This is a genomic window from Enterobacter sp. E12 (genome assembly GCF_014596715.2).
GTDB lineage: Bacteria > Pseudomonadota > Gammaproteobacteria > Enterobacterales > Enterobacteriaceae > Enterobacter > Enterobacter bugandensis.
Window position 1 is genome coordinate 3,253,552 of sequence record NZ_CP115601.1, and the last position, 19,536, is coordinate 3,273,087.

The 19,536-nt window shown below is 49.0% G+C and carries 26 protein-coding genes; 3 read left to right on the forward strand and 23 right to left on the reverse strand.

The annotated features are described in order from the left end of the window. Positions 1-84: 84 nt before the first annotated feature. The 4 genes from IB212_RS15425 to IB212_RS15440 form a co-directional block, all read right to left on the reverse strand. Positions 85-624, reverse strand: a complete 540-nt coding sequence (locus IB212_RS15425) for a YfaZ family outer membrane protein (RefSeq protein ID WP_047367983.1) — start codon at positions 622-624, stop codon at positions 85-87. 128 nt (positions 625-752) lie between these two features. Further along, on the reverse strand, positions 753-2,162 hold the full coding sequence (locus tag IB212_RS15430; RefSeq protein WP_041908953.1) for a sensor histidine kinase: 1,410 nt from the start codon (positions 2,160-2,162) through the stop codon (positions 753-755). Then, positions 2,149-2,823, reverse strand: coding sequence for a transcriptional regulator TctD (gene tctD, locus IB212_RS15435; RefSeq protein ID WP_028013915.1), 675 nt, complete (start codon positions 2,821-2,823; stop codon positions 2,149-2,151). The genes IB212_RS15430 and tctD overlap by 14 nt, the downstream gene beginning before the upstream one ends. 174 nt (positions 2,824-2,997) lie before the next feature. Then, positions 2,998-3,384 (reverse strand): S24 family peptidase, encoded by a 387-nt coding sequence (locus IB212_RS15440; RefSeq protein ID WP_188245885.1) that lies wholly within the window; start codon positions 3,382-3,384, stop codon positions 2,998-3,000. Positions 3,385-3,505: 121 nt separating this feature from the next. Here IB212_RS15440 and IB212_RS15445 point away from each other — a divergent pair, with 121 nt between their 5' ends. The 3 genes from IB212_RS15445 to IB212_RS15455 are packed head-to-tail and all read left to right on the forward strand — an operon-like array spanning position 3,506 to position 6,266. Then, positions 3,506-3,868, forward strand: a complete 363-nt coding sequence (locus tag IB212_RS15445) for a GtrA family protein (RefSeq protein WP_188245886.1) — start codon at positions 3,506-3,508, stop codon at positions 3,866-3,868. Continuing rightward, positions 3,865-4,782 carry a glycosyltransferase family 2 protein gene (locus IB212_RS15450; RefSeq protein ID WP_188245887.1) on the forward strand — a complete coding sequence of 306 codons (918 nt, stop codon included), beginning with the start codon at positions 3,865-3,867 and terminating at the stop codon, positions 4,780-4,782. Before IB212_RS15445 ends, IB212_RS15450 begins: the two co-directional genes overlap by 4 nt. A gap of 17 nt (positions 4,783-4,799) precedes the next feature. Further along, positions 4,800-6,266, forward strand: a complete 1,467-nt coding sequence (locus IB212_RS15455) for a glucosyltransferase domain-containing protein (protein WP_188245888.1) — start codon at positions 4,800-4,802, stop codon at positions 6,264-6,266. A 44-nt stretch (positions 6,267-6,310) separates the two neighbouring features. On the opposite strand, the gene IB212_RS15460 is transcribed toward IB212_RS15455, so the two are convergent. The 19 genes from IB212_RS15460 to IB212_RS15550 all read right to left on the reverse strand — a co-directional run bounded on the left by IB212_RS15460 (position 6,311) and on the right by IB212_RS15550 (position 19,536). Further along, the gene (locus tag IB212_RS15460; protein ID WP_188245889.1) at positions 6,311-6,472 is read right to left on the reverse strand and encodes a zf-TFIIB domain-containing protein; all 162 of its coding nucleotides are present in this window, start codon (positions 6,470-6,472) and stop codon (positions 6,311-6,313) included. A gap of 11 nt (positions 6,473-6,483) precedes the next feature. Then, positions 6,484-6,903 carry a tail fiber assembly protein gene (locus tag IB212_RS15465; protein WP_188245890.1) on the reverse strand — a complete coding sequence of 140 codons (420 nt, stop codon included), beginning with the start codon at positions 6,901-6,903 and terminating at the stop codon, positions 6,484-6,486. Between the two features lie 2 nt (positions 6,904-6,905). Beyond that, positions 6,906-8,315, reverse strand: coding sequence for a hypothetical protein (locus IB212_RS15470; protein WP_188245964.1), 1,410 nt, complete (start codon positions 8,313-8,315; stop codon positions 6,906-6,908). Positions 8,316-8,318: 3 nt separating this feature from the next. Beyond that, entirely contained in the window at positions 8,319-8,957 is a 639-nt protein-coding gene (locus tag IB212_RS15475) for a DUF2612 domain-containing protein (RefSeq protein WP_188245891.1), read from the reverse strand. 15 nt (positions 8,958-8,972) lie between these two features. Continuing rightward, complete coding sequence (locus IB212_RS15480) at positions 8,973-10,202, reverse strand: baseplate J/gp47 family protein (RefSeq protein ID WP_188245892.1); 1,230 nt, start codon at positions 10,200-10,202, stop codon at positions 8,973-8,975. Continuing rightward, positions 10,199-10,558, reverse strand: coding sequence for a hypothetical protein (locus IB212_RS15485; RefSeq protein WP_188245893.1), 360 nt, complete (start codon positions 10,556-10,558; stop codon positions 10,199-10,201). The genes IB212_RS15480 and IB212_RS15485 overlap by 4 nt, the downstream gene beginning before the upstream one ends. Next, entirely contained in the window at positions 10,559-11,158 is a 600-nt protein-coding gene (locus IB212_RS15490; RefSeq protein ID WP_188245894.1) for a phage baseplate protein, read from the reverse strand. It abuts the gene before it with no gap. Next, entirely contained in the window at positions 11,151-12,014 is an 864-nt protein-coding gene (locus IB212_RS15495) for a hypothetical protein (protein ID WP_223239669.1), read from the reverse strand. The genes IB212_RS15490 and IB212_RS15495 overlap by 8 nt, the downstream gene beginning before the upstream one ends. Beyond that, positions 12,004-12,309 (reverse strand): phage baseplate plug protein, encoded by a 306-nt coding sequence (locus tag IB212_RS15500; protein WP_105629721.1) that lies wholly within the window; start codon positions 12,307-12,309, stop codon positions 12,004-12,006. The genes IB212_RS15495 and IB212_RS15500 overlap by 11 nt, the downstream gene beginning before the upstream one ends. Continuing rightward, positions 12,306-13,121 (reverse strand): hypothetical protein, encoded by an 816-nt coding sequence (locus IB212_RS15505; RefSeq protein WP_188245896.1) that lies wholly within the window; start codon positions 13,119-13,121, stop codon positions 12,306-12,308. The genes IB212_RS15500 and IB212_RS15505 overlap by 4 nt, the downstream gene beginning before the upstream one ends. Before the next feature lie 284 nt (positions 13,122-13,405). Continuing rightward, entirely contained in the window at positions 13,406-15,262 is a 1,857-nt protein-coding gene (locus IB212_RS15510) for a lytic transglycosylase domain-containing protein (protein ID WP_188245897.1), read from the reverse strand. Continuing rightward, entirely contained in the window at positions 15,259-15,462 is a 204-nt protein-coding gene (locus IB212_RS15515) for a hypothetical protein (protein WP_188245898.1), read from the reverse strand. The genes IB212_RS15510 and IB212_RS15515 overlap by 4 nt, the downstream gene beginning before the upstream one ends. 11 nt (positions 15,463-15,473) lie before the next feature. Then, positions 15,474-15,884 (reverse strand): hypothetical protein, encoded by a 411-nt coding sequence (locus IB212_RS15520; RefSeq protein ID WP_188245899.1) that lies wholly within the window; start codon positions 15,882-15,884, stop codon positions 15,474-15,476. Further along, positions 15,884-16,318: a phage tail fiber protein gene (locus tag IB212_RS15525; RefSeq protein ID WP_093955090.1), complete on the reverse strand. Its 435-nt coding sequence runs from the start codon at positions 16,316-16,318 to the stop codon at positions 15,884-15,886. The genes IB212_RS15520 and IB212_RS15525 overlap by 1 nt, the downstream gene beginning before the upstream one ends. Positions 16,319-16,328: 10 nt before the next feature. Further along, positions 16,329-17,819 (reverse strand): DUF3383 domain-containing protein, encoded by a 1,491-nt coding sequence (locus IB212_RS15530; protein WP_188245900.1) that lies wholly within the window; start codon positions 17,817-17,819, stop codon positions 16,329-16,331. Next, complete coding sequence (locus IB212_RS15535) at positions 17,816-18,331, reverse strand: LIC_12616 family protein (RefSeq protein ID WP_223239670.1); 516 nt, start codon at positions 18,329-18,331, stop codon at positions 17,816-17,818. Before IB212_RS15535 ends, IB212_RS15530 begins: the two co-directional genes overlap by 4 nt. Then, positions 18,328-18,699 carry a hypothetical protein gene (locus IB212_RS15540; RefSeq protein WP_188245901.1) on the reverse strand — a complete coding sequence of 124 codons (372 nt, stop codon included), beginning with the start codon at positions 18,697-18,699 and terminating at the stop codon, positions 18,328-18,330. Before IB212_RS15540 ends, IB212_RS15535 begins: the two co-directional genes overlap by 4 nt. Beyond that, positions 18,674-19,138 carry a hypothetical protein gene (locus IB212_RS15545; RefSeq protein WP_188245902.1) on the reverse strand — a complete coding sequence of 155 codons (465 nt, stop codon included), beginning with the start codon at positions 19,136-19,138 and terminating at the stop codon, positions 18,674-18,676. Before IB212_RS15545 ends, IB212_RS15540 begins: the two co-directional genes overlap by 26 nt. Continuing rightward, complete coding sequence (locus IB212_RS15550; RefSeq protein ID WP_188245903.1) at positions 19,135-19,536, reverse strand: DUF4054 domain-containing protein; 402 nt, start codon at positions 19,534-19,536, stop codon at positions 19,135-19,137. Before IB212_RS15550 ends, IB212_RS15545 begins: the two co-directional genes overlap by 4 nt.

Below are 19,536 nucleotides of genomic sequence, written 5' to 3' on the forward strand. Positions count from 1 at the left end.
CCGCTTATTTGGTCAAAACACTATAGCGCAAACGCGGGGCGGAGATGAGAGAAACTGGCGCGACGGAACGCCGCGCCGGAACGATTAGAAGCCTGCGCTCACGCCCACGTACGGGCCGTCAGCCAGCGCGTTATCGCGGTTGCCGTCTTTACCGGCCAGGTTCAGATAACGGTAGCCCGCTTCGATGGTAATCGGACGCATGATGGTCCAGCGCGCGCCGGCGTTGGCTTCTTCATAGCTGTCGATGCCGCTGGAGAGGGAATCCGGAGAGTAGTAGTACTCGCCAAACAGGCCGAAGCTGTCGCCAATTTTCCACTGCAGGCCGCCGCCCACAGCCGCCGCATACCCTTCATCACCGTCATTTGGGTTGGTGTAGATACCTTTACCGCCAACGGTGGCCAGGAATGGGCCAAGAGGAATATTCAGACCGAGGCCGAGGCTTGCCGCGTCGCCGTCGTCATCGTTGTGCGTCCAGCCGCCGGTCATTGCCAGACCGGAGGTCTCAGTACCCATGCCAAAACCGAGGTGGGTATAGTCCTGACCCGCCGAACCATTAATGCTAATGGCGTTAGCCGCCGCAGATACAACCATCAGGCCGAGGCCCAGTAATGCCACTTTTTTCATTGTCGCGATCCTGCATAATTATAGAGAAGTCCCCAAAACCGCGAGATTTTAACCTGAGTCTGCGGGGGATCAAGCACTCTGCGTGCGGCGGACAGGAAGATTGTAACGATTTGAAACCCCCGGCTTTTTTACGTAAGCAGCAGAAAGCGCATTTTGACGCAAAGGCCACCCAGCGTTTCGCTGCGAGTCAGCTGCAAATGGCTGCGGTGCAGCCGGGCGATATCCCCCGCCAGCGCCAGCCCAATCCCGGAACCGGCGGCGTTCCCGACGTTGTCCAGACGGTGGAAAGGCTGCATCGCCTGGTAGATCTGATCCTCTTCAATGCCGGGGCCGCTGTCCTCAACGCTCAGCTCAACGGCACCGCCATCCACGCGCAGGAAAACGGTCACGGTCCCGCCTGCAGGCGTATATTTAATCGCGTTCTCCAGCAGGTTGGCGCACAGCTCGCCCAGCAGAACGTCATCGCCTTCGATCGTGACCGGCTGCTGTACACCGTCATATCCTAAATCAATCGCCTTGCTCCGCGCCTGCGCCAGCCGGGAAAAGCAGCAGTTCTGCACCACCTGAACCAGATCCACAGGCGTAAAATGACGATCCCCCTGCTCTTTTCCCTTCACCGCTGAAAGCTGCAGCAGCCGCTCGGTGAGCACGATAGTGTCGTCCAGGGTGGCATTCATTGCCCGCAGACTCTCCTGCCACAGGGCGGGATCCTGACGCGCGAGGGCGACGGAGACCTGGGTTTTAAGCACCGCCAGCGGCGTTTTGAGCTGGTGCGACGCATCCGCGTTAAAGCGTTCCTGACGCGAAAGCACGCCGCGCAGCCGGTCGATATAGCGGTTAAAGGCGACTATCAGCAGCCGGGTCTCCGACCAGGGCAGCAGCTCCGGCAGCGGTGCGAGCAGGCCCGGCTCGCGCCGCACCATCAGTGACGAAAGCTGGCGCATTGGGCGCAGCACGCGGCGCAGCAGCCATGCGGTCAGCACCAGCGTCAGCAGCACCAGCAGCCCCTGTGAAACCCAGGATGAAAAGAGCAGCTGGCTGGCGAGATAGCGGCGGGACTGGAGCGTCTCGGCGACGTAAATCTCCGCCATGCCAAAAACATTATCTTCATTTACGGGCTGCAGCAGGCGCGCCACCCGAATCGCCTGGCCGCGATATTCGGTGTGGTAAAACCAGGCCAGCGCCGGATAGAGCGTGGTGCGCGACGTCGCAGGCGGCATCTTCGGCAGATCGTCATAGCCGGAGATCACCCGTCCGTCGGGGTCGACCACCTTATAGTAGAGCCGGTCGTTCATGTTGAGCTCAAAGCTGTCGAGCACCACCCAGGGCACGTCCACCGCCAGCCTGCTGTTGCGCACCTCCAGCCGCTCGGAGATGGTGCGGGCAGAGGATAACAGCGTGCGATCGTAGGCCTGCGTGGCCGCCTGCAGCGCGCTAACGTAGCTGTTAAAGGCCGACAATCCCCACAGCAGCAGCAGCGGTAGACCCAGGAAAAGCAACAGCTGCAGATAGAGCGACTGCGGCTTAACCCACCTCATCGCCGCACTCCAGCACGTACCCAAGCCCCCGAAGGGTGGTGATCCGCACGCCGCTGCCGGTCAGCTTCTTACGCAGCCGGTGAATATAGAGATCGATGCTTTCAGGGCTGACGTCGTCGTTCAGGCTGAACACCTGGTCGAAAAGCTGCTGTCGTGAAACCGGACGGGTCCGGCGGTGCATCAGCACTTTCAGCAGGGAGAGCTCCCGCGGCGTCAGGGAAAGCGGTTCATCGCGCAGCAGGAAAAAGCCCTCGTCGTCATACTCCAGCTCCCCAAGGCGCTGGCGCTCCTGCGTTCGACCCTCGCTTCGGCGCAACAGGGCGCGCAGACGCGCGTCAAGCTCCTCCAGCTCAAACGGTTTTGGCAGATAGTCATCTGCCCCGGCGTTCAGTCCCTTCACCCGATCCGCCACGTTGCTGCGGGCGGTAAGAAACAACACCGGCAGCGTCTGCCCCCGTTTTCTGAGGCGGTGGACCACTTCCAGGCCGTCAAAACCGGGCATGCCGATGTCCAGAATAGCGACCGCGTAGTTTTCACCCTGCAGCAGATGGTCGGCGGCACGTCCGTCGGAGACGCAGTCCACGGCAAAGCCTTCCTGCACCAGCGCTTTCTCCAGCCAGTGAGCCAGCTCACGATTATCTTCTGCGAGTAAGAGACGCATTCTCTAGGTAACTCCATGTTTTAACTGATTACGATTTGAGAACACTTAGTTTTATGTCCGGTATGTTGTCCGGTTTAATAAAAGCAACTCAATTCATCACATGGAAAGAATGCCGACTTGTTACATGTTTGCAACATAGCACGATTGGATATGCGGTCAGCTTAACACAAAAGCTCACATCACTGGGCAATCATCAAACTCACCTGTCCGCGCATCGTTGATGATGTATGTGATAACACCAAATATCGCATCCGGGCTAGTTCCGTCATCGTATGCAGGTATCTCTTCGCGTCTGCCAGTTTGCAAATCCTCAAGGTGGGGCTTTGGGTGATTTCGGTATCGCTTTATTCTGAGCTCACCTTCCATTCTGCATACCAGCAATGAGCCATCACACGGCCTCAGCGATGCATCAACAACGAGCAGAGCACCACTGAGGATGCCTTCACGGTAGTGTGTCGCACCGGCACGCATGAAGTACGTAGCCGCTGGCCTCGATATGATGCGCTTGTCGAGCGATATGCGCTCCTCAACGTAGTCTTGTGCTGGGCTAGGAAATCCCATAACCACCTCCTGTTTACTGTATGCATATACAGTATTTCAGCTTTATGGATTGATCAAGTGCTGATCAGATTGGTCTTAGGTGGTAAACTCCGCTAAATTCTAAAACAACCAAACTACTCATATGCTTAAGCTATTCTCAAAATATTTGACAGTAGGCGTGTTCAACACCGCCATTCACTGGTTTGTCTTTGCTGTTGGCGTCTACATGTTCTCTGTTAATCAGGCTGCAGCGAACTTTCTGGCTTTCGCTACCGCTGTGACATTCTCTTTCTTCGCAAATGCCGCGTTTACTTTCAAATCAAAGCCAAAAGTGAAGGGGTATTTCCTCTTTGTCACCTTCATGGGGTTAATGAGCGTTCTTGTGGGAAAATTGTCTGACTATTATCAGATCGCACCTATCATTACCCTTGTTGAATTCTCGTTGATAAGCCTGATTTGCGGGTTCTTTTATTCGAAACACATTGTCTTTAGGGAAGAAAAATGAAGATTTCTCTGGTTGTTCCCGTCTTCAATGAAGAGGACGCGATACCAATTTTTTACAAAACCGTCAGAGAGTTTGAAGACCTTCAGCAATACGAAGTAGAAATAGTGTTCATCAATGACGGAAGCAAGGACGCAACGGAAGCGATCATAAACTCAATTGCTATTTCAGACCCGCTCGTTAAGCCACTATCCTTCACGCGAAATTTCGGCAAAGAGCCTGCGCTATTCGCCGGTCTCGACCATGCAACAGGCGATGCAATTATCCCGATTGACGTGGACCTACAGGACCCTATCGAGGTAATTCCTCATCTTATCAATAAATGGCAGGCCGGTGCAGACATGGTTCTGGCTAAGCGCACAGACCGTTCTACTGATGGCAGGCTTAAGCGTAAGACGGCTGAATGGTTCTATAAGCTGCACAACAAAATCAGTAATCCGCAGATTGAAGAGAACGTTGGCGATTTCCGCCTGATGTCTCGAGAAGTGGTAGAGAATATTAAGCTCATGCCAGAGCGCAACCTATTTATGAAGGGTGTATTGAGCTGGGTAGGCGGAAGGACTGATGTCGTTGAGTATGCTCGCGCAGAACGCGTGGCCGGTAATACAAAATTCAATGGCTGGAAGTTATGGAATCTCGCTCTGGAAGGAATTACGAGCTTCTCCACCTTCCCTCTTCGCATGTGGACCTATATTGGTCTCGCAGTAGCAGGAATGGCTTTCCTGTACGGCGCATGGATGATTATCAACACGCTTGCCTTTGGTAACCCAGTTCGTGGCTATCCTTCATTGCTTGTTTCTGTTCTGTTCCTTGGCGGCATACAGTTGATTGGTATTGGAGTGCTTGGGGAGTATGTAGGCAGGATATACACTGAAGTCAAAAACAGACCTCGTTATGTTTTGAAAAATAAAAGCTGATAGCGCAGGAATAAAAAATGTTCAAGAAAGATGAGAAGATATTCCTAATCTCTCTGTCGATTATGATTTTGCTGTACATATTACCGATCATACTTGCTGACCGTCTTTACATAGATGATATATTGAGATCGCAGTATGGATACAAGAACTGGGGTCTTAATGGCAGACCCCTTGCAGATGCAGTAATGGCACTGGCAAACATGACGTCTGGAGAGATCGTTGATATTTCTCCACTTCCTTTGCTGATGGCTTGTGGGGCATATGTTCTTTGCTCGTTTGCGTACTATAAAACAGCTATTAACTTTATTGGTCCTTTTAAGGCCGGTTTGCTTTTCTTCTTTGTAATTGCAAACCCATTCCTGCTGGAGAACCTTTCTTATAAGTTTGATGTCCTTCCAATGATTTTGTCGGTGGCGCTCTTACTGCTTCCTTTTTGCGGTATCAGGAACTTAAGCTTAAAATTATTGGCAGGAGTCCTGTGCGTAGCGGCATCGTTAAGTCTTTACCAAGCTTCAATTGGTTTCTTTTGTGCGCTGGCACTTATTGAACTTGCTATAGCTTATAGGAAAAACAACGCTACAGATTGTAACCTTCTGAAAGTTTTGTGCTTAAGGGTAGCGTCACTGTTTATTGGCTATTTGGTATATAGCCTCATTGCTAAGTATTTCATTCAAGGTGACTACAACGAAACACATTCACAAATGATTGAATTTAATTCCGAGGGTTTTCAATCAGTAATTGATACATCCAGAGGAATGAATTATCAGTTAATGAGAACGATTGGCGAAATGCCAATTGTTGTATATGTTGTTGCGCTTCTTGCCGTTTTGTTTTCGATTTATTCTGTTTACTCAAGAAAGGCCGCATGGTCTGGACCCAGATTTATCGTTTCCCTTGTGATAATCACATCCCCAGCAACAATATATTTACTATCATTTATTCACCTAAGCTTGTTAAAGAATCCTATCTTTGTGCACAGGGTTTTAATATCCTTCTGCGGAATCATAATGTACGTTATTTTGATGACGCTAATGAATATTAAGAGAAAAACGTTCCTGGCAATACTTTTAGCACCTTTGTTTTTATTTGCAAACTATTACTCATTTGCATATGGGAATGCACTTAAGTATCAGAAAGAATATGATGTCAAACTATCAAGTGAGTTAGCTCAGATTGTATCCAGTGACGATCCTGATGGTATTAAACAGGTAAGAATATTTGGGACGCAAGGCTCATCAATTCAGAGATTAAATGCCATCAAGAGGCTTCCTTCTCTGGAGCCGCTCATTCCTCTTTATTACACAGGAGGTTGGTGGGGAACTCATCTCATTAAGATGTATGACATAAAGAACGAAATCACAGGAGAAAGCGATTTAAATAGAGCTTGCTCCATGCGAGAGATTGAGTCTAATCAGAGGTATAGAGTTTACTCCGATCAAAACAGAATACTGATTGCGTTTGATAAACCAAATTGCAGATCGTAATAAGCATGGCCCGAAAGGGCCATGTTTTTGCCGGTGATTTAAATTTATACTGGTTCATCAAAATCACATTCAGGGCAAATCCAGCAGAGAAATCCATACCTCTCACCCTGATGCATTTGAGTACCGCATATAGGACAGAATCTTACTTCTGTTGACTCAGTAGATGCCTGACCTTCAATTGCTTGTGCGTTGTCTTTATCCGACATTTCATTCTCCGTCAATCAGGGTATTGGGCAATAATTGCTGCCCTGTCGCTTGCATATTGTGTTTTTCGGGTATTAATCTGAGACAGAACGACATCTTTTTTTGCAGTCTCATTGACGCCATCATTAACGGCGGCCGCAAGCCATGCTCTGTTAAGTTTTTCAATGTCGTCCTGATATACGCTACTTAATGTAGCAAGGGCAATCTTCCGTAACACAGAATTTGGGGTTGGTGGAATATCAACCCATACAGGCAATCCATCCTCACCAACCCCCCTCTCTTTTCCTGCCGGAGGTGTCCCGGAGAATTCCAGGAAAACCTCTTTAGTCACATCTACGCCATCATCCGGCCATGAACCTGCAGATTCATAGTCAGGTTTTAGTGAGAAAGGATAGAAAGCGTTAGTGCTAGCACTATATACGTACTCGCTCATTTTTAAGATCCTATTGCAAACCATTCGACAGTCACTGACATGCCCTGGGTAATTGTTTTATCGGTGAGGTTAACTGCGATTGCTTTTAACCTAATCTGATTAGTATCTATTGCTTCTGAAGTTGCAAAGCATGGGGTGTTTGTCAGGGTCTGGCCGCCAGTTGCATATGTATGAAGAACACCATTCGGGAATGATATAGCGAAACTGTCAACAGCCACATCACCAGAGGCATTAGCTGCGGCCATGCTGATCCTTCCCCACTGAAAAATGAGACCATTAGGCAACTTTGCATAACCCTTGGTGGCAGCTGAGTAAGGGAACGCACTCATGTCGGGAACTTGACCGGCTCCAACGCCAACGTTTTTAGTCGCTGCTGTTCCAAGACCTAAATTTGTTCTTGCTGTAGCAGCATCAGTTGCCCCAGTGCCTCCACGACCAACTGAAAGAGGAATCACGGTTCCGGTGCTTGTCTGAGCTCCCCATGTGCCCGCATTATCAATAATCACGGAGCGGGAAGAGTCAGGAGAAGACATTGCTGTCACTGAACCGGAAACACCAAATTGTGCCACGCCTAGGTTTACTCTCGCCCCTGTCAGGGTGTTTGCTCCCGTGCCGCCACCTTGAATTGTTAGTGGCAATGGATTCCCACCAGAATCCTGCACCCCCCAGTTTCCTGAGTTTGACACGTAAAATGCGACACCAGAGGTTGGGGCTGATACATAACTTGTGGATGTGTTAGAAGAGAAGCTAGCTACACCCAAATTCACCCGCGCACCCAATAGTGTGTTTGCACCAGTACCACCACCTGCAATAGGTAATGGGAGTGGGTTCCCAGCTGAATCCTGAACACCCCAGTTTCCGGAATCAGTTACATATAGGAAAACACCAGAAGTTGGCGCTGAAACAGTGGTTGTTGATCCAGAGCTATTAAAGGCCTGGAGGCTTAAATTAATTTTCGCTGTGTTAACAGTGCCATCTGCCTTGATATCCCCAAATGGATTGCTTCTGGCAAGATATGCCGTACTGAGGTTAGTCCATCCAGCCCCGCCAGTGTTTGGGTTGGTGAGGTTGCTATCTGTGGTGCTTTCATATTTGGTCTGTCCGTCATTACCCAAGACAACAGACCCTTTTGGATAACCACCAATGGATGTGGCAAATACAGAGTCATAAGAGTTAATTGCACCGGTACTGAACCACCTTGAGAGGCTTGATAGCTCAAACAGGATTTGGTTCATATCCTGACCCTTTGGAGGTAATCCGCCTGCAGATTTAAGGGTCATTGTGATTGGCGGGAAACCTGAATCATACGAAGCCGTATTATCACCTGCAGGAGTTGTTGGCAGGATAGGCTCTCGTGGGCCATTTACAGCAAATGGAGTTGGTTGTTTCGTGGGTGCATCTGAACGATTCATTATTTAATCTCTGTAGAATGTTCCATCATTAAATGGATATGAGTCAGAGGAGAATCCAAAGTAAGGGCTGACCACTTGCCTGATATTCACAAGCACCCCGCTAGGTACCGGTGCAACCTCATAATTAGTCAGAATGGATTCTTCGTATGGTGCCAGCTCGAATTCAAAAGTTATCCCCATGGTCATGTCTCTATAGTTAATGCAATATGCACGACCTCGCCTGTAGAACATGATTTTGAGAAATTTATTGATGTCTGGAATGGTTGCGATACTGATGTTCGTAAAGGCTTTGCACATGATTAAGGTTCGATACGCATCATCACCAAGCCTTATATTTGTTGTTTCCTGCATGCCGCCAAAAAATGGTGCATCGTTGAATGGGGTTGGGTATTCGGGGTCATAATCATTTGCCTCAGAAAACCCAAAAGACTCATTGTCTATTGGAGCGATTACGTATCGACTTACACCTACAATTGCTCCCCACATGTCCAGCCCGAAGGTTTCGCACGTTGTCAAATCCCATACTTTCTCTATAAACTCATCAGTGAAATCATCTAGACTTACCGCCTGATTGAATGTATCAATAATTGAAAGTAATTTTTGGCTGGCGGAATACTGCGTTAGGATCGTGTCCTGCCACATGTAAATCTCCCCCAATTAAACCAATGTAACTGTGATGTCGGATGCCTGTATCGTTGGAACCTGGTCAATACCCATGGTTACGGATGGCAGAAATGTTGTGCCATTCAGGGATACCTGAAGAAGCAGAACCCCAACCGTATTCGGGTCTATTGATATGATGGGGGCGTAATATTTACCAGCATTGATAGTTGCACCTATTCTTGCTTTACCTATTCCTTCATATTCACCATTAAAAACAGAAATAATCATGTTCTTAACTTGCTGAGTGATGTCACTCGGAGGGTTTAGGGAGCTATCAATTTGAACATTAAAATAAACCCTTGTAGGTGATGCCTTGAGCCACTGCATATCGTATGAAGGATATGGCGGGAGATAGTTAACATTATCGTAAACGGTGTAATGCGTGGTCCCGTTAAGATTCGCGCCAGGGTTATATGTGCTGAATATGGCCTCGGCCACATCTGCATCCGTTCCACCATATACGGATATAAAAATAGAGTGAGCAACAACAGGGTAGCTTGTCGCTCCTTTGTTTACGGTGGCTGCAGTCCGGTTTGACCAGACATAAGCATCAAGCACTCCATTAGTTGCAAGCACGGCGGATAACACTGATGCGTCCTGATTGCGGCTGTTTCTTGCTACTGACTGCTGTCTGCGCGTCTCAAATGCAATGCGTGATTCCACATCAACACCAACAACACCCGGGTTAGCATTTGTGATCGCATCCCAGCCAGGCACTGCTCGATAAATTTGATTCAGTGCGCCAGATGCACAAGATATCGGCCCCGTTGTTGTGTTAACAAACTGAACATCAATGGAGCCACCCGCGGGGATTATTGCTGAATCAATAGACTGATAAATATAACCATTAGTGTCTATTGCCGTGCTGCCAGCAGGAATGGTTGTGCCAACCTGCCCAATACACGTAGCTGTTACAACAGTTCCCTGCGCTGAAATTCGATCCATAAAGTAGATGCGGCCAATACCATCCTGGAATCGCCCGGTTGCGTAGTCAGGATTTACCTGATTAAACAGACAAAGCAACTTATCGTATTCCTGGGCAATAATTTCAGTATCGGATTGCGCAATCTGTCCCTGAGGTGAGCTAAGAGACTGGCTTGCGCCACCTCCCAATGCTGCGCTCATATCTGTCAGTCGGCCAGAAAGAATGTCCGCCACATCAGGAACGGATAATCCATTCTCTGTAATGGTTACATCAGGTACTGCGGTGTTTAGTGTCGTCATAGTGTGGCCTGCGCTGTGTTTCCATTGATGTCGGTCACACGGATAGTTCCGCGCATATTGCGGGTGTTTTTATCGAAGAAGACATTGGCTAATGCCTGGTCAACAATCGGTAATTTGAGCGCCTCGGTTTGCAACTTCTGCTGGATAAAGCTAGGCGTTGGACGCTTGCCGAGTACGTCTGTTTTCCACGGAATACCGAGCGTGGTGTCGTAATAGCACTCACCAGAGAAGACAAGACATGCGCTGGCTACATCCTGAGCTACAGAATATGACTCGTCAGCTATCGCAATATTGCCGCTGCCATCCAGCGTTAAATCCCATGTCGACACGTCTAATTGCATGGTTCTGTAGGTCATTTATGGCTCCAAAGGCGCAGTGTTACTTCCGCCAGGCGATACGCCACCATGTTTGTGAGCATCAACGATGCTCCCATCAACTAATTGCAGGCGACCGTCTGCCAAGATTTTCAGTCCGTTGATGTTTACGATGCCGGGTGATTTTATGTTGATTCCGGAGCTGGTGAATTCAACGTATTCAGAAGGTTGTGCATTCAGGAACCCGCCAAGATAAAGAGCATCTGATTTGCTATGCGTTCTCTTGCTTCCAGGAACAGATTGCTTACGGTTTGCCCGCGCTATTGAGTTGTCTCGGTCGCAGATGGCGATCATGCCAATATCTCCCTCAACAGGATTCATAATGACTGCACTGGCTCCGCGCTGAAGTCGAAATACCGGAACATTAAAGATTTCTGAATTCTGGATCGTTGCCCCTGATGGGTCTGTCCTGGTTACCAGGGGAATAACATCCACAACCAGATTTGGTGCCGAACCTCGTATCGCGGTTACCTGGACAAGCTCAATAAAAAAAGCCCCTGAAAGGAGCTTTTTAAAAACATATGACAGGTTTTCCGCATCACTAGTTTGCGCACTAGTTGGCGTAAATAAATGGTCAGCCACTCGTCGCCTCTTCTAATTTTCTGTTAGCAATGCACACTGAATGCCAGGGCCCGTCCTCCATCCAGGATGACAGCTCATGCGTTACGCTGGTGAGCTTATAAACGCCGCTGGCATGTGGCAGGGTTGTCTGTAGCTCTATGTCACGCCCTGTCGTCAGAAGCGTTGAGAACTGCGTCTGGAACATCACGCCGCCATTTGAGAAGACCGGATATCCAATTAATCCATACTCAGGAGAGATAAGAGGCTTCACATCGTCCTTTGTGCTTTCCTGTGGCCAGAATGATATCGAAGGTGGAGCAACAGACATTGCAATGCTCAGGTCGTCACAAAGTGATCGCAACTGGTCAAATACACTGCCCTCATAATGAGGATTTGCGATTACTTTTCCGTCTAGACCTACGATATAAGGCTTATATCCCGCAGCTTTGCAGATAGCGTTAATAACGCTTGTTACCGGAGTGGAGCCATTGAATGAAAATGGTGACGCGATTTTGTTCTGCAGGTCAGCATTTGCCGTTGCCGTAATCATCAATGCGGTATTCGGCACGGTGTTCATGTTGGCGACAGATGATGTCATATACCCGGCAAATATCGCCGTGTTCTCTACGAAAATCTTCATGCTGATACGCTCTGTATCAGTGCCGAACAAGCCCATTGCTTTTGAAGACAGCGCCGCAAGCATTTCCAGTCCGAGCCCGAATATGCTTACGCTAACCTGCGTTCCGAAGAGATTACCGGAGGACTGGAGAGAAACTGTCGCCCGGGCTTCACTGATGGAGATTTGATTGTTCCCCGCGTCGTCGAACGATGAGGTTTCATTCATAAACTCAAATCGAAGAGAACGTTTACTGTACAAGTTCGCTCTCCTCAATGTAGTAAAGAATGAACCTGCCTCCGAGTCCATCATAAGATGGGTCTTGCTGACCTACATTATCGAGGAACACTAGATCGCCCTGAAATCCGAGATATGAATACCGGACCATTTTGTTTCCGTACAGGCACGGAACGCCTTGCATAATTGGGTTTCCGTTAACCGTCAGGTCCATGTATATGAAGCTTTCACGCTGAATCAGTCGTATTACACATCGTTGCCCCGCCAAATCCACAGAGACAGACTGTGACTTCTGCGGCTCAAGTGGAATTGTTCTCATGTGATGTTCTCATTGATTTCTTTGGCAAGCTCAGCAGCCTTCTGTGTGGCGCTGTTTGTAACTTCGAGTATTGGCTTCGAAACAGTATCAAGAGCACTCTGAAAGCTTGTAGAGATAGCGTTAGATGCTGATGTTGCTATGCCTGACACTGAAGTTTTCAGCGATGACCATGACTTACCAAGGTCGTCTACCGTGGATGGTGTAGAGCCAGCGTCTTTCGTCGAGGCCCCCATTCCGGTCACGCCCTGGCTAATTGAGTCGTTCGTTGGTTTTGCCTCAGCCTGAGCGCCGGACAGTACCACCTCCATTTGCTGCATGACCTCCTGAAAGTACAGGTAAATGGTCAGCATGCTCACGCCGCGCTGTGAATTAACCTCATACGAATGGTCTACCAGGTCGTAACTCTCAAGCGTTTCTTTCGGTGTTTCGATATCGTATGTATTAGCTGTAGACAGCATTGTTTTGATAGTTTCAAGTGTGCTGTTCTGGCTGGTAAACGTCAGGTCGAAGATGTTTGGAATGCCGCCTGAGAAACCCGTTAGCCCGGTAACTATGATTTCGCACCTGACAACAGACGGTTCTTTCACTTTGTTGATGGACTGATATTTGCCTCCCTCAACCGGTGCATTCGTTATCTGAGCCCTGCCACTTGGCTGAATTGAAGCCATGCCACTGAACTCAAGCGCTACAGCTCCTGTGGTGCTATCTCTGATGACATACTGAGGATGCAGGACGCTGTCGATTATCGACAGCGGAGATCCACCGCCGATCGCATTAAATATGTCTGCGGTATTGAGGTCGATGATGCTCATCGTTTCTCCAGCAATAAAAAACCCGCCGAAGCGGGTTATTAACGTACTTTGGTAGGCCAGAAGTGTATTATGTGAACAATTCCTGATGATACAGCGACCCACAAAGTAAGTAGCAACAGAGCGTATCCTGGACTTATTGTCATTAACTTGTCTACAGGCTGGCCAGCGATCGTAAATGTCAGCGTGTAGATAAACAGATAAAGCAAATTGCTTCTCATAGTCTTACCTCCATGCCTAATTCTACTGCGCAAAAATCATGCTGTTCATGAAATAAATCGATCGTATCAATTCACAGCAGTAGCAAACGATGAATTTGTGGTTGCCCTTTTCGCCTGCTGGTTAATGCTCTGAGTCAGAGAGTCCACGGTCTGAGGGTTGCTGTTAACGTTCACTGTGTTGATATGGGTGCTATTAGTTATCTGTGACTGTCCGCCGCCAGAAGCCAGCTCATATGGCCTGCTGTCCGCCATCCTACCCTGTGTGGCGTAGTAGTTTCTGGCGTTACCCATATTGCCGTACACTTTACCAGTGTACTCTCTGGTTTCTTTAGGTAGTTTAGAAATGTCACTTCCGCTGGCTATCCACTTATCAACATTACCCATACCCCAGTTGTAGGCGCGGAGAGCGTTATCAACATTCCCGTCATACCTTTTCAACAACTTGCGCATGTAAACCGTTGCTGCTGCTTTTGCCTTTTCTGGATCCAGTCTTTCATCAACCTGATGATTTACGGTTAACCCAACCTCCCTGGCTGTTTCTGGCATAAACTGATAAGCGCCAGCAGCTCCGGATGATGTGTTATATGCTAATGGGTTACCACTCGATTCAGTCATCATTACGCCATACAGAAGGTCGTTCATGCCTTCTGTATTTTGTACATCATTGCTACCCTGACTTTGTATTTTCGCTGACTGTGCGTATTGCATCGGGTCGTTAAAGCCGAAAAGAGATTTAACAGATTCCCAGGTGAGGAAAGGTTTTTTATCTTCATGGACTTTTTCATAAAGATACGTGCCAACGTCTTTGCCTTGTTTTTTTGCCTCATCCCTAGATTCATCTATTCCATGGCTTGCTGTTGCTGCAGCTATAGCTCCCATGACCAATGGGTTTGTCCTCAGTCCGGCAGCAAGAAGAAGAAGTAACGCTGTCGCTCCGCCTACTGAATCTGTGAGCTTCTTAACGGAGTCTCCTGCGTCACGGAAGAACCCAATGATGTCTCCATGGTGTTCGCGTATCCAGTCGCCAAAGTCTTTCATGGCACTGATAACCTCTGGAGCAAATGCAATTGCAAGGTCCTGCCTCAGGCGGTCAAACTCAGAGTCGAGCTGGCCAAGTGTTGCCACTAATGCCTCCTGCTCTTTGACCTGCTGAGCGGTGATGTTTGACTTCTTCGTCTCAGAGTCGACCAGTGATTTGAGCTCGCCAGATTTAATCTTGGCTGCATCTGTAGGGTCGAAACCTGCAGCTGCCATTACTTGCATCAGGTTTTCTTGTGAGTGATTCTTACCGTAGCGGGTGAATTCACCTAGAGCCTTGCTTGGGTCGCCAAGATTGTTAATATTCAGTCCTGTGCGAGCTCCAAGTACCATGAGATTCTGCGCCGCACCAGTCAGGCCGCCGAAGACTGTTGGGTCTTTAATGTTCGCAAGAGCCATTCTGGCATTTCCTGCGGAACTGATGAAAGCATCGCCGTTTAGCCCTGCTTGCTGAAAGCCACGACGAAGACCGAACATCTTGTTTACGTCAGTGCCAAAGAATTTAGCCTGATTACTAGCGCGAACGATTTCATTAGATGTGGAGGTGAAAAGCTGCTTGATGCCATACAGACCAGCACCAATCCCAAGAAACCCGGCTGCCGCCGCATAAACGCCACGAAATGACGTGGCTGCCGAAGTGCCAAATTTCTTAACATCAAACGTGGCATCAGAAATAACGCGCCCTGTTTTCCGCGTAGAGCGCTGAATGTCATCGCCAGTTTTAACGACTACCTTACCAGTCTGCTTTGAAGTGTCATCAATGTCGTCAAAGCTTTTATCTACAGTGTCCTGAAGCTCCTTAACACCCTCTTCAACCTTCTTCTTGCCGTTCAGGAACTCATCGACCTTGATTGTGACCTTATAGGCCAACTCATTGATAATCATCGTTGCTCCTGATGCTTATGCCAGACGCGTTGGTTGAAGTTGTCAACTGATATGATTTCCAGCAGGTTGTACATATCTGCTACGGAAAGCTTCTCCTGGAGGTCCAGATAAGAGGCTTTGCCGGAGCAGATAATTGCGTTAATTGCCGAAGAAACGTTAACAGGCGAGACCAGCTTGGCCGGAAGAGACTCTTCATCCATGAAGGGGTACTTTACTCTCCGGCGATCGTTAAAAAATCGAAGTTAACCTGGAAGACTTTATCCAGCAGCGTGCGAATAGTGGAGACCTCTTCGAAATCAATAACTCCATTCACCTTACGCTGTTGTCTTGTGCCTTCATTGGTGATGATGATTTCTACAGTAGACATCAGGCGATCGCGCAATTGACGGGCGACATCAGGAGATGATGCAGAGATAACGCTAAGTCCCACCGTAGCCAGCCCTGCGCAACCCATTGCGATCACATCTGCAGGAATCTCGCTGAACCCTGAATCTCCCATCGCTCGGAAGATATCCTGCGCCAGAGTGTCGGCATCCCATGCCGACATTTCTGTGATGAGAAATTCTTTACCCTTGTCCCGCCCTTCTGCTTCGACGATGAAAGAAATTTCCTTACGAGCCATTAGATTGCGCTCCGGGTTACCGTTTCAAAGTGGAATACTGCAGGACGCGGCTGGAGAACTCGACGACCTGGAGGGGTTGGAGTCCAGGTGTATAGAATCCCATTCACGAAATTCCATTTCGCCCCTAATGCCGGAACCGTTAAAACAGCATTGCATGCAAATTTACCAATTGCTGTTCGCTCAGCTGCCAGCCAGTCATCAACCAGGCTTCCTGCGTTTGAAGTTGGCATTAGGTTGATGGTGAATTCTGTCGGGTTGAAAATAAAACCTGCATGGTATTTCCCATCCGCTGACATTTGCTCTTCAGCGTTCTGCAAGGCAGCGGTTTCAAACATGTTGTCGGCTGCGTAATCATCCACATCAAAACCGCCAGGGTAGTAAGATGGCACGACGATGCGCAGCTTGGAATTAGCACTTGTAATATCAATTGGCATTTTGTCGTCCTTAAAGAATAGCGGTTGAAGACATGTTGATAGATTGGATTAGCTGACCGTCTACGTAGTAGAAGATTGCACCTTTCAGGTCACGCTCTAAACGTGCGGCACCGGTCTGAGTAGGAATAAACAGATACCACCCTTCAGAATAAAGAGTCGCAGAAATATCCTTGCCCACGGTGTTATTCACGATGCGAATCTGTGCCTGGTCTAGAACCACGCCTTTCTGAATTGCACCAAAGGTCAGAGCCTGGTTTGCTACATCGATCGTGGCGGCCTGAATCGCGCCATAGCCATTCTGATTGAATGGGTAGGACTGGTTATTGGTGAACAGGTTTGCATAAGCGCCTACGAGGTTCGCGTTAATCCATACCTGGTCAATGAAGCTGTCCAGCCAGACGAATTTGCCTGAGATAGCACCGTCTGATGCATACTGCGCCATCGTCTTGTTAAGGCTGTATGAGCCGTAGAAGTTATAGCCGTTAGACTTGAGTGCCTGAGCTGTTGCCAGATCGCTTACGTTAGGCGCAAGACCAGAGAAGCCTCGGAATTTGAACGACACGCGACCATTTGTCCGTGCGAAGTCTACAGATGCCGCATATGCCAGCGCTGTAACGCTGTACAGATAGGAACCGTACACCGGGAAGATGTTCTCATACCCGTTAGCCACGACAACCTTCTGAACAAAGCAGTTGGCGTTGTTGGCGATAGTGCCTTCAGCGGTCGTGTCATGCACCACATAGCCGAATCGGTTTTTGCTGCCATTTGCCCACGCACACAGTTCAGTTTTCTGGTCATCCGTTAACTCAACCAGGGAGTTAAACAGAATCCAGTTCTGATTGGTGTTGATGATGTTATTCATCGTGTCTGTCAGCGTTATTGCATCAGAGCCCGGGGAGACGGTAGCGGCAGTTGCTTGCGTCAGCAGAAGGCCGGTTGCCAGCGCACCTGGAGATGCATATGACACTTCACTGTCCGCGCCGGTCGTCGCTGAGCGAATGATGAAGCGATTTGCAATTGGCAGCCATTCAACCGCCACCTTGCTCGCGCCGATACCGGTCTGCAGCTTGGATGCAATATCGCTGAAGCTTGTTGCAGTTGAAAGGTCGATAGACGAGCTGGTAGTTGATACGCCATCCACTGTGAGGGTAATCGTACCTGCTGGGATTGCCTTGAGTGTCGCCAGTGCAACACCTTTCAGATTTCCTGACAGCAGGTAGCCAGCAACATCAGTGGTGATTACGCGGTACATCAGCAATTCACCCGGGATAACGGATGAGTTTTCGTAGCCGTTGAAGTATTGCTGCGCGGCAAGGAATTCTTTTGATGTGCTTCCCATAAGAGCTGACACATCAGCGGCAGAGAAGTAGGAGACAACTGAGCCCACAGGCACCAGTTCATTGTCGGTCAGCATCAGGCCGTTAGCATCAACCGCAGAACCGGCAGGTGTAACGACATTGGGCGTGATATTAAAATCTACGGATAAAGGGATTGTGCTCATGGGCGGTCATCCACCTGTTCAGTTGAAATTTCTGCTTTATCGAAATAGTCCTGCGGGAACGACACGGTGATGTGCGCCTGCAGAGAAAGTGTTAGTGTGTATCGCTCCTGCCACTGGCTCTCCGCATCTATCATGGGAGCCTGAATTGCCGGAGATGAGTAAAGCGGTGCCAGTCTGGCATCGATAGCTTTGATGATGTCGTAGCCATAGCTACTGGCGAATGTGGTTTCCAAGGCGATTGCCCGATCCCCTGCACCCTGACCATAGATATCAACCTGGATATCTGCCTGGCGAACCTCGGTATATCCCATAGTGCTTGTCGACGGAGAGCCTGTGTCCTGCTTGATATCTCTCGTCGTGGATAGCCGCGTGAATCGCAAGGGGGTCAGGATGCAGAACTGGCCTTTTGGCATCGGCACCCTGTTAGCCTGTGCCTGCTGGCAAATACCGGCTATGGGTTCGATGTAATCCGCCAGAACGTCGATTACGTTGTCTACGGTGAAGTCATTCATGGGCTCACCTGCAATACCACTATGAGGCGGCACCAGTCAGGCCAGAGCTCTACCGGCTCAACTACTAGCCATTGCTCGCTGCCAATCACGAAAATATCCCCGCCCTGCTCCATCTCACGCTGGACGCTGAAATAGTTCCCATTCACATAAATAACCTTCGCCAGCCCTTGAATATTTAGACCATCGACGTGTTGCATATCGCCGCGACTGATAGGCTGAAGCTGAATGGTGACGTTCTGGTCTGGAAGATAGAAGGGAGTTGGCTTGCGACCGGGACCAATAGTCTCGCCTGCGTATTTCTTGAGGACCGCCGGGATATTAGGGTTTACCCTGCGAATGGCGTTATTGGCTATCTTGTGAAGGTTCAATTTCTCCTACCTCATAATGCACATCACGAATCATGACTTTGGTGTCAACGAGAGGTTTTGTTGAGGCATTACCTTTCGACTTGCGAGATGCGATAGTTGCAGGGGAAAGCGGAGGATCCATTAACGTGGCAATCGACTGAACGACATCACCCACAGCCTTTTCACCAACCACCGCAAGAACATCATCAAGCGGTACACCTTTCTGAATGCCTCTTGATATGGCATCCAGCCATTCGCTTTCATGCTCAGCAATGGCATTTCGGAAGAATGGTCTTGGAGGTTGGTTGTTGGCTGGGTTTCCATATTCGTTTGTCGCAGCGACCATAGCCACAGGCGTACCGTCCGGATATGTGGCCCCGTCTATAAATCCAACCTTCAGTTGCTTATCTGAGAGGTTGCTGGCGATGTTATTCAGCGCATCGAGTATCTTGTCGCTCATCTGCATCTACCCCTGTAAAAGCCCATCCGATAAACCTTAGCGGCCTGCCAGAAGGTGAATCCGTATGGCGACTGAAGAAAGAACTCAGCATTGAATGGAACATTGCTCATAGCCGAACCTACGCTTACGCTACCCTCAGATGCAGAAGAAAGGCGGCCTACCATTCCGGTCACGCCGCCATTGTCATTTGCATCAACGTAGAATAAGTAAGCAAGGTGTGCAGTCAGAAGATAGAGGAAGTATTTCCTCTTCTCTTCATCAGCGATAACGGATTGCGGCGTGTTCTCCAGATAGGTAGTTGCGGCGTAAAACAGGTCTTCAACCTGCTGGTCAGTAAGCGCGTTATATTGCGGATATTTCGACTTCCACTCGGCCACATCCAGAGTTACGACGCCCAT

Coding starts and splice junctions, on each gene's coding strand:
- IB212_RS15425 (WP_047367983.1), bottom strand. CDS start 624: ATGAAAAAAGTGGCATTACTGGGCCTCGGCCTGATGGTTGTATCTGCG.
- IB212_RS15430 (WP_041908953.1), bottom strand. CDS start 2,162: ATGAGGTGGGTTAAGCCGCAGTCGCTCTATCTGCAGCTGTTGCTTTTC.
- tctD (WP_028013915.1), bottom strand. CDS start 2,823: ATGCGTCTCTTACTCGCAGAAGATAATCGTGAGCTGGCTCACTGGCTG.
- IB212_RS15440 (WP_188245885.1), bottom strand. CDS start 3,384: ATGGGATTTCCTAGCCCAGCACAAGACTACGTTGAGGAGCGCATATCG.
- IB212_RS15445 (WP_188245886.1), top strand. CDS start 3,506: ATGCTTAAGCTATTCTCAAAATATTTGACAGTAGGCGTGTTCAACACC.
- IB212_RS15450 (WP_188245887.1), top strand. CDS start 3,865: ATGAAGATTTCTCTGGTTGTTCCCGTCTTCAATGAAGAGGACGCGATA.
- IB212_RS15455 (WP_188245888.1), top strand. CDS start 4,800: ATGTTCAAGAAAGATGAGAAGATATTCCTAATCTCTCTGTCGATTATG.
- IB212_RS15460 (WP_188245889.1), bottom strand. CDS start 6,472: ATGTCGGATAAAGACAACGCACAAGCAATTGAAGGTCAGGCATCTACT.
- IB212_RS15465 (WP_188245890.1), bottom strand. CDS start 6,903: ATGAGCGAGTACGTATATAGTGCTAGCACTAACGCTTTCTATCCTTTC.
- IB212_RS15470 (WP_188245964.1), bottom strand. CDS start 8,315: ATGAATCGTTCAGATGCACCCACGAAACAACCAACTCCATTTGCTGTA.
- IB212_RS15475 (WP_188245891.1), bottom strand. CDS start 8,957: ATGTGGCAGGACACGATCCTAACGCAGTATTCCGCCAGCCAAAAATTA.
- IB212_RS15480 (WP_188245892.1), bottom strand. CDS start 10,202: ATGACGACACTAAACACCGCAGTACCTGATGTAACCATTACAGAGAAT.
- IB212_RS15485 (WP_188245893.1), bottom strand. CDS start 10,558: ATGACCTACAGAACCATGCAATTAGACGTGTCGACATGGGATTTAACG.
- IB212_RS15500 (WP_105629721.1), bottom strand. CDS start 12,309: ATGAGAACAATTCCACTTGAGCCGCAGAAGTCACAGTCTGTCTCTGTG.
- IB212_RS15505 (WP_188245896.1), bottom strand. CDS start 13,121: ATGAGCATCATCGACCTCAATACCGCAGACATATTTAATGCGATCGGC.
- IB212_RS15510 (WP_188245897.1), bottom strand. CDS start 15,262: ATGATTATCAATGAGTTGGCCTATAAGGTCACAATCAAGGTCGATGAG.
- IB212_RS15515 (WP_188245898.1), bottom strand. CDS start 15,462: ATGGATGAAGAGTCTCTTCCGGCCAAGCTGGTCTCGCCTGTTAACGTT.
- IB212_RS15520 (WP_188245899.1), bottom strand. CDS start 15,884: ATGGCTCGTAAGGAAATTTCTTTCATCGTCGAAGCAGAAGGGCGGGAC.
- IB212_RS15525 (WP_093955090.1), bottom strand. CDS start 16,318: ATGCCAATTGATATTACAAGTGCTAATTCCAAGCTGCGCATCGTCGTG.
- IB212_RS15530 (WP_188245900.1), bottom strand. CDS start 17,819: ATGAGCACAATCCCTTTATCCGTAGATTTTAATATCACGCCCAATGTC.
- IB212_RS15535 (WP_223239670.1), bottom strand. CDS start 18,331: ATGAATGACTTCACCGTAGACAACGTAATCGACGTTCTGGCGGATTAC.
- IB212_RS15545 (WP_188245902.1), bottom strand. CDS start 19,138: ATGAGCGACAAGATACTCGATGCGCTGAATAACATCGCCAGCAACCTC.
- IB212_RS15550 (WP_188245903.1), bottom strand. CDS start 19,536: ATGGGCGTCGTAACTCTGGATGTGGCCGAGTGGAAGTCGAAATATCCG.